Source organism: Mariniphaga sediminis (assembly GCF_003573545.1).
GTDB lineage: Bacteria > Bacteroidota > Bacteroidia > Bacteroidales > Prolixibacteraceae > Mariniphaga > Mariniphaga sediminis.
This window is the reverse complement of sequence record NZ_QWET01000014.1, coordinates 138,780-146,772: the sequence shown is the minus strand read 5'-3', so window position 1 is coordinate 146,772 and position 7,993 is coordinate 138,780. Positions and strand designations below refer to the sequence as shown.

Here is a 7,993-nt window from a genome sequence, read left to right as displayed (position 1 = left end):
AGGATGAACGCAGCATAACCGCAGAACTTACAGGAACACTTCCTGCAGGGGTAAGCCTTAAGTTAACTGCCGGAACAGTTTCAACCGGTAATGGCAACCGGGGAAGTTCAGCAGGAGAGATTTCCTTGACATCTTCGGCCCAGGATTTGGTTACCGGAATTGGCAGTTGTTACACCGAGTCAGGTTACGAAAAAGGACACCAGTTGACTTATCAGCTCGACATGAATAATGACAGTTATGCTGACCTGGCTTCCGGTTCATATGATGTAACAGTTATTTACACGATTACCGGCGACGACGAAGATTAAAAAGATTTAAAAGAATATTTCATACATGAGCAGGCCAAAGCGCCTGCTTTTTTACATCTTTTTTATAAAGTTCTTTGAATAGTCAGTATTTGTGAAGTGTAAAAATCAGTATTCTGTACTTCGGAAATCGGTAATTGACCTTTCGTCAAAAAAACGTTGGGTGGTACTTTTATACTATGAAATTTTTGAGTGCCATACTACTGCTGATTTTTATTGCTCTTGTTCCTGTTTTTACAACTGGTCAAGAGAGACAGGCTGATCATAAAGTGAACATCGAAATACCTGAGGTGGCACTTCTTGGATTGGTTTCCGATGAAGCTTCTCAAGTTAATTTTACTGTTACAGCGCCCAACGAAGCAGGTAGTCCGGTCGATTTTTCCAATGCCAGTCAGAACAATGGTGTCTGGATCAATTATACTTCCATAATCCGCAGCCAGAATCATCGGAGAAAAGTGATGGCAATGGTTCAGGGTGAAATACCGGCTGGTGTTCATCTGTTTGTGGAAGCTTCGGAAGCAACAGGTGTTGGCAAAGGAATGTTGGGAAAACCCGTTGGAAAAGTAGCTCTTTCCGGTCAGGCAACTGAAGTAATTTCCGACATCGGAAGTTGTTTCACCGGGAAAGGTTCCAGTAACGGGCATCTTCTTTCCTATGAATTGGAAGCCGATAATTCCGCCAACGATTTTGTAACCCTTGAACATAGCCAAACAACGCTTCACGTAGTGTACACCCTGACAGACTACAATTAACAACTCCTTCCTTATTGTTTTCTTTTCAAAGAACTGTATTTTAGCAACAGCATTTTGTTGTTTGTCTACTAAAAACCATCGCAGATGAAATACGATTGTACGTTGAAAAAACTGACCATTTGGGTAGTATTGATTGTCTTTGCCCCATTTTTTTCTGATGCCAATATTATTGTGTTAAATGGATTAACCCATGAAAATCAGGTACAACCCGGTGAAACGTATCGGGGCGCTATTCAAATTCAGAATGCTTCTGAAAAAAACAGAAGCGTAAGGATTTACCAGCGTGATTACTGGTTTTCCTACACAGGTGAAAGTAAACACGATCCGGCTGGCAGTATGGAACGCTCCAATGCCGGATGGATTTCATTTAGTCCTGAGTTAATGGATTTGGGGCCCAATGAAGTTGCGTCTGTTAATTTTGAAGTGAGTGTGCCGGAGGGCGAGTCCTTTTCCGGGACATACTGGAGTGTTATCATGGTGGAAGGTATTGTACCTCCCGACACAAGCGGTTATTCCAAAGGGGTCACTATAAATACGGCCATTCGTTATGCCGTTCAGATTGTAACCAACATTGGCGAAACGGGTACAAACGATATTCAGTTTTTGGGTCTGGAGCTGGGGAAACGGGAAGAAACAACCCAGTTGTTTGTGGCTTTGGAGAATACGGGCGAACGGGTGCTCCGTCCCGAACTTGCGCTGGAATTGTTTGACGAAGCCGGTAATTCAGCCGGAATTATTAAGGCCGAACGCCGAAAGACGTTTCCGGGCACTTCGGTGATGGTAACCCTGAGGTTGGAAGGAATTAAACCGGGCAATTATACCGGTGTGCTTGTCGCTGATTGCGATGACGATCATGTTTTTGGCACAAATGTATCGTTTGAAATAGAATAATGCCCCTTAAACTGTTTGCCATATTTACCTTTCTGACATTGGCTGTTCTTGATTTACGGGGACAAACCGATCCGGTAGTTTCTATTTCCGCAACTAAAAAGCAGGCGGAAGTTCTTCCGGGACAGATTGTGAATCTTGCCTTTTTCGTGGAAAACAGTTCGGGTGAAGTTCAACCTGTGGAAACTAAAATGGACATTCCGCAGGGATGGAAACTTATTTCCTCCTCCCAGGCTTTTGAGTTAAAGCCCGGGGAAAAGAAATTTTTAATTTTTACTGTACAGGTACCTTCAAACAATCCCGTGGGCCATTTTGATGTTTCACTGCATGCAGTTCATTCCGGGACCAAAGAAATTTTCAGTTCATACACTGTTAGCCTGTTGGTGGGTGAAGTGGAAAAGATTGCCATGTTTTTGGTAGAGTCGCCCGATTATCTGACGGCCGGGGAAGAGCTCCGCGGAGAATTTTTACTTCAGAATCTGGGGAATACAAAGAAAAAAGTGTTTTTTGAAACCAGAAATTGCCAGGTTGAAGGCGCACAGGAGATAGAGGTGAAACCGGGGGAATCGGTTCGGGTTACTGCTGTGAATCAGACCTCACCCGATTGGACCGAAACCCGAAAGGAATATTATACCGTGCGTGCCCTGGTTTCCGGTAAAGTAGCAGAAAGTATTTTTCGCTCCGTAATGGTTTTTCCATCAAAAGAAGCGAAAAAGGATCTGTATTTCCGTTTCCCGGTTTCTGCATCGGCCACCTATTTGGCAACCAACCAAAAAGGGAAATATGAACATGCTTATCAGTTTGAGCTTTCAGGTAGCGGGGCACTTGATCCTGCAGGAAAACACAGGCTGGAATTTCTGGCGCGCGGTCCCAACAACTCCAATCTGAGTTTTCTGGGAATGTACGATCAGTATTTTGTCTCATATTCCCAGAATAATCTTGAGCTTTTTGCCGGAGAGAAAGCATTCAGCTTTACACCGCTTACTGAATCTTCCCGCTATGGTTTGGGAACAGAAAACAAAGTCATTTTCAATAACGGACTGAACCTGGGGTTTTTGTACGTAAAGCCCCGTTTTTACAAGGAAATTGAGAATGAGGTGGCAGCTTTTACCGGGTTCGATTTTAACAAAGAGAACAATGTTGAATTTTTTTATATCTCGAAAAAGTTAAGAGCAACTCCTGATCTTACGCAACTTTTTAGTGTAAATTCCCGGTTTCAGCCCTTTGACCGTACATCTGTCGAACTGGAAGTTTCTCGCGGGAATTTTCAGGAGAACTGGGACAATGCGCTTCGGGCAAACATCAGTTCACAGTTTTCTATTTTTAACCTTGCCGGCAATTATTTTTATACCGGCAAAGATTATCCCGGCTATTTTTCAAATTCCACTTTTTACTCAGGTAATTTCTCTGTAAAACTGACACCCCGTCTCAATTTGGGAGTGTATGCAAAAGAAGATTTCAGAAATGCGCAACTCGATACATTTTTTGTAACAGCTCCCTATTCCAAATCGTTTAGGGCAATGATTAATTATAATATTGCTTCCCGTTCGTACCTGAAATTTTTTTGGCGGGAATATGAACGGAAAGACCGTTTGGCGCTCGATAAGTTTCATTATAATACCCGTTCGCTCAACGCGCAGTTCAACCAACGGTTTAAAAAGATTGAATATTACCTTTTGGCCGAATACGGAGAAACAGCCAATTTTTTACTTGAATCTGCCGAAAACCGTCAAAATACATACCGGGGCTCGGCCAATATTACCTACCGGTTTAATTCGCTGCATTCCATTCGTGTTTTTGGTAGCTGGTCGAATATCAACAGTTTTGTTTCGGGAGAGCAGCGCAACCTGACAGCCGGCATGTCAGTGGTCAGCCAAATTGCCAAAAACCTGCGGGCAAACTTTCATCTGCAAAATGCTTACGATATTGATGATTACTATCGCAACCGCAACCTGATGCAACTGAACATTGACTTTACCCCGGCCCGGAAACATAAATTTTCACTCCGTAGTTTTTATACTCTTTTCAGGCAGCAGACAGAAGATCCTGAGTTTACTTTCTCGTTTAACTACACCTATAATTTTGGAATACCACTCAAAAAAATAATAAAAGCCGGTGATGTTACCGGACAGGTAATGCGCGAAAATGGGGAGCCGGCAGAAGGGATCGTGCTTTCATTTCAGGGAAAGACTACCATTACGGACCGAAACGGTGCATTTAGTTTTAGGTCGGTGCCTGCAGGAAGGCATTTGCTCTTTGTGGATCGGTCGAAGCTGGCTATTGACGAAGTTACCAGTATTCCCGATCCTTTTGAGGTTGAGGTTTTAGAAGATCGGGAAACCCCGTTTCATATTAAAATCACAAAAGGGACGAGGCTTTCCGGACGGTTAGAAGTAGAAGAAAGTTCCGTTTCGGTCTTGCGCAACAATGAAACCAACGCGAAAAATATCGTTGTCGAATTAAAAAGTGAACGAGAGCAATTCCGGATTACAAGCGACAAGGAAGGAAATTTTGTATTTCCACTGGTGAGGCCCGGGGAATGGACTTTTAGAGTGTATACGAACAGCCTGCCCGAAGGCTATGAGGTGGAAGATCCCATCCGTATCATTCAGTTGGAACCTGGCCGGGAAGAGAACGTTTCGGTGAAGATGAAGTCAAAAAAGCGTAAGATTATTTTTAAGTCGCAAAACAATGCGCTACAGCCGTTAAATTCTTTGAAAGTTAAATCAATACAGAAAAATTCTTCTGAAAATGAGAGGGAGGAAAAGCTGGAACCAATCAGTCGGATTTTTTATTCAGTGCAGGTGGGAGCCTTCGAAAAGAAGCTCTCCAGGGAGTCAGATTATTTCGGAGATGAGCCGTATGATTTTGAAAAACAAATTGATAACTTGCATAAATATTTTATCGGGCGGTATGTTACTTACAAGGAGGCTCTGGAAGCAAGGAAAAGGCTGGAAAAGAAATTTAGAAATCCGTTTGTGGCAAAATTTGAAAACGACCAGTTTATTCAGATAGAGTACAGGATTAATAACGAATAATAATGCATTATATGTTTTTAAAATATGGACTCAGGTTTTTGTTTTTGCTGATGCCTGTTTGCGCCTTTTCACAATGGGATAATGGGCAGGTTTCTGTTTTCTTTAGTATGCCTGAAGTGGCATTAGTGGATATAGAGCCGGGAGTAAACAACCGCATTCATTTCACATTGTCAGCAAGTACGGAATCGGGAAGTCAGCCGGTAATAGAAGAATCTGCTGATGAAACGCTGTGGATAAATTATTCTTCGGCCCTGGCCGGGCAGCAAGGTTCACGGTCGGTTACCGCCGAACTCTCACAGGGTGCGTTGCCGGAAGGGCTCCGGCTCTATCTGGAGGCGTCGGATTATACCGGGGGCGGTGACGGGCAGGTGGGACAGCCGGCAGGAAAGATAGAACTTTCCAATCAGCCCAGGCCGGTGATTACAGGGATTGGAAATTGTTATACCGGCGACGGGATTCAAAATGGACACCGGCTTACTTTTTCCATCGAGATTTCCGATTATGCAAATATGGCCGCTGCCGGGCAGTTTAATTTTGTAGTGCTTTATACGCTAACCGATAACTAGAAAATGATGATGAGTCTGAAAAAATATGGGAGTTTAATGTTATTGTTGTTTGTTCCGTTTTGGGTAGCGGGGCAGCAATTAAAAGTTGAAATTGAAGGGGATGCAAATTTTAGTAATTCTTTAATACCTGTCCGGGAGGCCGGAGAAGATTACAGTTCAACAATAGAGCATGAATCATCTTTGTATATTTCAGTGCTTTACGTTAATTACTTTGACTATTGGTTTAATCCCAATAAAAAGTGGAGCGTTTATGTGCATAAATCGGATATTGAGTGGAATTCTGATTTTACCATAAAAGCACGCCGGACCGGAAATGGATCCAGGGTTAACTGGTTTGCCCCCGGGGTTAATATTCATGATGGCACAAATTACCAGGAAATATCTAATAATCCTGTTTATTTTTTCAGAGGGCGACATGGCATAGCTTATATCCCTCTTTCTTTCCAGCTAAGCGGCTTTTCCGTTACGATGGGGGCAAAAGATTTTGAGACAAGCCTTGTTTTTACCGTTTACGACGACTGGTAGTTTTTTAAGTGGGTAGTATTTACCAGCTGAAATTTAATCCGAAATCTTCCGGGGCCAGGTTCCACTTGTCAATCAGCCATTTGGCAGCGCGAAGGTCGTAGCGGCTCCGGTCCATTTCGGGTAGTCCTTTAATCATATTAACCACCCCTTCTACTATTTCCGGGCTTTTTTCCCCAATGCAGTCAATGGTATTCAGTGCGTGACAACGTGCAAATCCATTGGGATTTTCCAGAACGGAAAGCAAGGCTTTTTTTGCCGGCTCTTTTTCGCCCAGGTTGTATAGCGCTTCGGCAGCTACGGTCACTACATTGGCTGATTCATCGTTTAGCGCTGCGAGCAAATCGTTCTTTGCAGGTGTTGCATTCTCTCCTAAAATGAGTAATCCGGTGGCTCCCCAGTAACGGATTGCACTTTCATCATTTTTCAGGAAAGATTGTAATGTTTTCAGGTTTTCAGGATTCCCCAAAGTAGCAGTTTCTGCTGCATCAATAACCGGTTCCAGATCAATCTGACCTGATCGCATGTAGTCATATACGGGCATTTCCCCGGTTCGATCGATGCGATCAGCTTCGGGAATAAAACCGGTGTCTTCAATCCGGCTAACCCATTCGTGGTTGGCCGCCCGCATCCGTATCAAAACATCTTTGTAGGCCGGATCCCCAGCGAGGTTATTAACTTCCCACGGGTCGTTTTCGGTATCATACAGTTCTTCTGCCGGCTTGGTATTCCAGAAAATGCTTTGGGTTTCGTTGCAGTCGCCGTTCAGGTAGGCCTGCTCCCATGAGCCAACGGAAGGCGCCCGCCACAGGTATTCCAAATGTTGACCATAAATGCGGTAAGGCATGTAGTTGCGGATGTAACGGTATTTTTGGTCGCGTACAGCCCGGCACATATCATAACGTTCATCCATTCTGCCGCGGAACATGTAAACATACTCCGGATCTGCAGATTTTTGTTCTCCCAGAAAAGCATTTCCCTGCATAAATTCCGGAATGGGAATGCCTGCAATGCTGAGCAGGGTAGGGGCCAAATCTACAAAGCTGATGAGCCGGTCCACTTTCGAACCCGATTTCCCTGCCGGGAATAGATGTTTGTATTTTTCGGGAATACGCACGATGAAAGGAACACGTGTCCCTGTTTCGTAAACAAATCTTTTACTGCGGGCCAATACACCGCCATGGTCGCCGTAGTAAAAAACGATTGTATTTTCAGACAGTCCGGCATCTTCCAGTTCCTGCAACCATTTTCCAACTTGTGTATCCAGGTCTTCTATCTTGTCATAATATTGCGCCCAGTCGTGTTTCATCGCCGGAGTAGCCGGGTGGTGCGGCGGAATAAATACTTCATCGGGACTATGCCGGAGTTGTTCGTCGGGAATGGAATCATGAAGGCAGCTTTCGTGCGAAATGTTGGTATTAAAAACAGCAAAAAAGGGTTGCCCCGGAGCCCTGTTTTTGTAGTGGGCATCGCGGCTGCATTCATCCCAGATTTGTTTCGGATCGATGCTTTCGGTATTGTAATCGGTTTTGGTATTGTTGGTACAGTAGTAGCCTGCATTGCGCAGGAATTCGGGATAGGTTCTTACTGTTTCCGATTTTGGGTAGGTACTCCGCATGTGCTGGTTTCCGCCCGAGTTGGCGTAAACGCCGGTAATAATGGTATTTCTGGCAGGAGCACACACCGGTGCGTTGGCATAGGCATGTGTATATAAAAATCCTTCAGAAGCTAATTCATCCAAATTAGGAGTAGTGGCAAATTCATCACCGTAGCAGCCCAGCAGCGGGCTGTTGTCTTCGCTGGTGAGCCACAAAATGTTGGGGAGTTCTTCGGGAGCCTTTTCCTGGCACCCTGAAAGGGTAAATGTGGATATTGTTACAAAACAAAGGAGGGCATAGCTGCTAAAAGTTTTAAAAATCATT

General features: G+C 44.2%; 7 protein-coding genes. 6 read left to right on the top strand and 1 reads right to left on the bottom strand.

What is annotated here, in order from left to right; all coding sequences use genetic code 11:
* From D1164_RS23810 to D1164_RS17060, 6 genes are all read left to right on the top strand, one after another.
* A partial coding sequence (locus tag D1164_RS23810) for a hypothetical protein (protein ID WP_206611049.1) occupies nucleotides 1-308 on the top strand: 308 nt, incomplete at its 5' end.
* Nucleotides 309-484: 176 nt separating this feature from the next.
* On the top strand, nucleotides 485-1,057 hold the full coding sequence (locus D1164_RS17080; RefSeq protein WP_119351108.1) for a hypothetical protein: 573 nt from the start codon (nucleotides 485-487) through the stop codon (nucleotides 1,055-1,057).
* A gap of 84 nt (nucleotides 1,058-1,141) precedes the next feature.
* Nucleotides 1,142-1,948, top strand: coding sequence for a hypothetical protein (locus tag D1164_RS17075; protein WP_119351107.1), 807 nt, complete (start codon nucleotides 1,142-1,144; stop codon nucleotides 1,946-1,948).
* The gene (locus D1164_RS17070) at nucleotides 1,948-4,983 is read left to right on the top strand and encodes a carboxypeptidase-like regulatory domain-containing protein (protein WP_119351106.1); all 3,036 of its coding nucleotides are present in this window, start codon (nucleotides 1,948-1,950) and stop codon (nucleotides 4,981-4,983) included. The genes D1164_RS17075 and D1164_RS17070 overlap by 1 nt, the downstream gene beginning before the upstream one ends.
* 11 nt (nucleotides 4,984-4,994) lie before the next feature.
* Entirely contained in the window at nucleotides 4,995-5,549 is a 555-nt protein-coding gene (locus D1164_RS17065; RefSeq protein ID WP_147372215.1) for a hypothetical protein, read from the top strand.
* 3 nt (nucleotides 5,550-5,552) lie between these two features.
* Nucleotides 5,553-6,074, top strand: coding sequence for a hypothetical protein (locus tag D1164_RS17060; RefSeq protein ID WP_119351104.1), 522 nt, complete (start codon nucleotides 5,553-5,555; stop codon nucleotides 6,072-6,074).
* A gap of 19 nt (nucleotides 6,075-6,093) precedes the next feature.
* Here the strand turns inward: D1164_RS17060 and D1164_RS17055 are convergent, their stop codons facing one another.
* Nucleotides 6,094-7,992 carry a sulfatase-like hydrolase/transferase gene (locus D1164_RS17055; protein ID WP_119351103.1) on the bottom strand — a complete coding sequence of 633 codons (1,899 nt, stop codon included), beginning with the start codon at nucleotides 7,990-7,992 and terminating at the stop codon, nucleotides 6,094-6,096.
* Nucleotide 7,993 lies beyond the last annotated feature (1 nt).

Coding starts and splice junctions, on each gene's coding strand:
- D1164_RS17055 (WP_119351103.1), bottom strand. CDS start 7,992: ATGATTTTTAAAACTTTTAGCAGCTATGCCCTCCTTTGTTTTGTAACA.
- D1164_RS17075 (WP_119351107.1), top strand. CDS start 1,142: ATGAAATACGATTGTACGTTGAAAAAACTGACCATTTGGGTAGTATTG.
- D1164_RS17060 (WP_119351104.1), top strand. CDS start 5,553: ATGATGATGAGTCTGAAAAAATATGGGAGTTTAATGTTATTGTTGTTT.
- D1164_RS17080 (WP_119351108.1), top strand. CDS start 485: ATGAAATTTTTGAGTGCCATACTACTGCTGATTTTTATTGCTCTTGTT.
- D1164_RS17065 (WP_147372215.1), top strand. CDS start 4,995: ATGTTTTTAAAATATGGACTCAGGTTTTTGTTTTTGCTGATGCCTGTT.
- D1164_RS17070 (WP_119351106.1), top strand. CDS start 1,948: ATGCCCCTTAAACTGTTTGCCATATTTACCTTTCTGACATTGGCTGTT.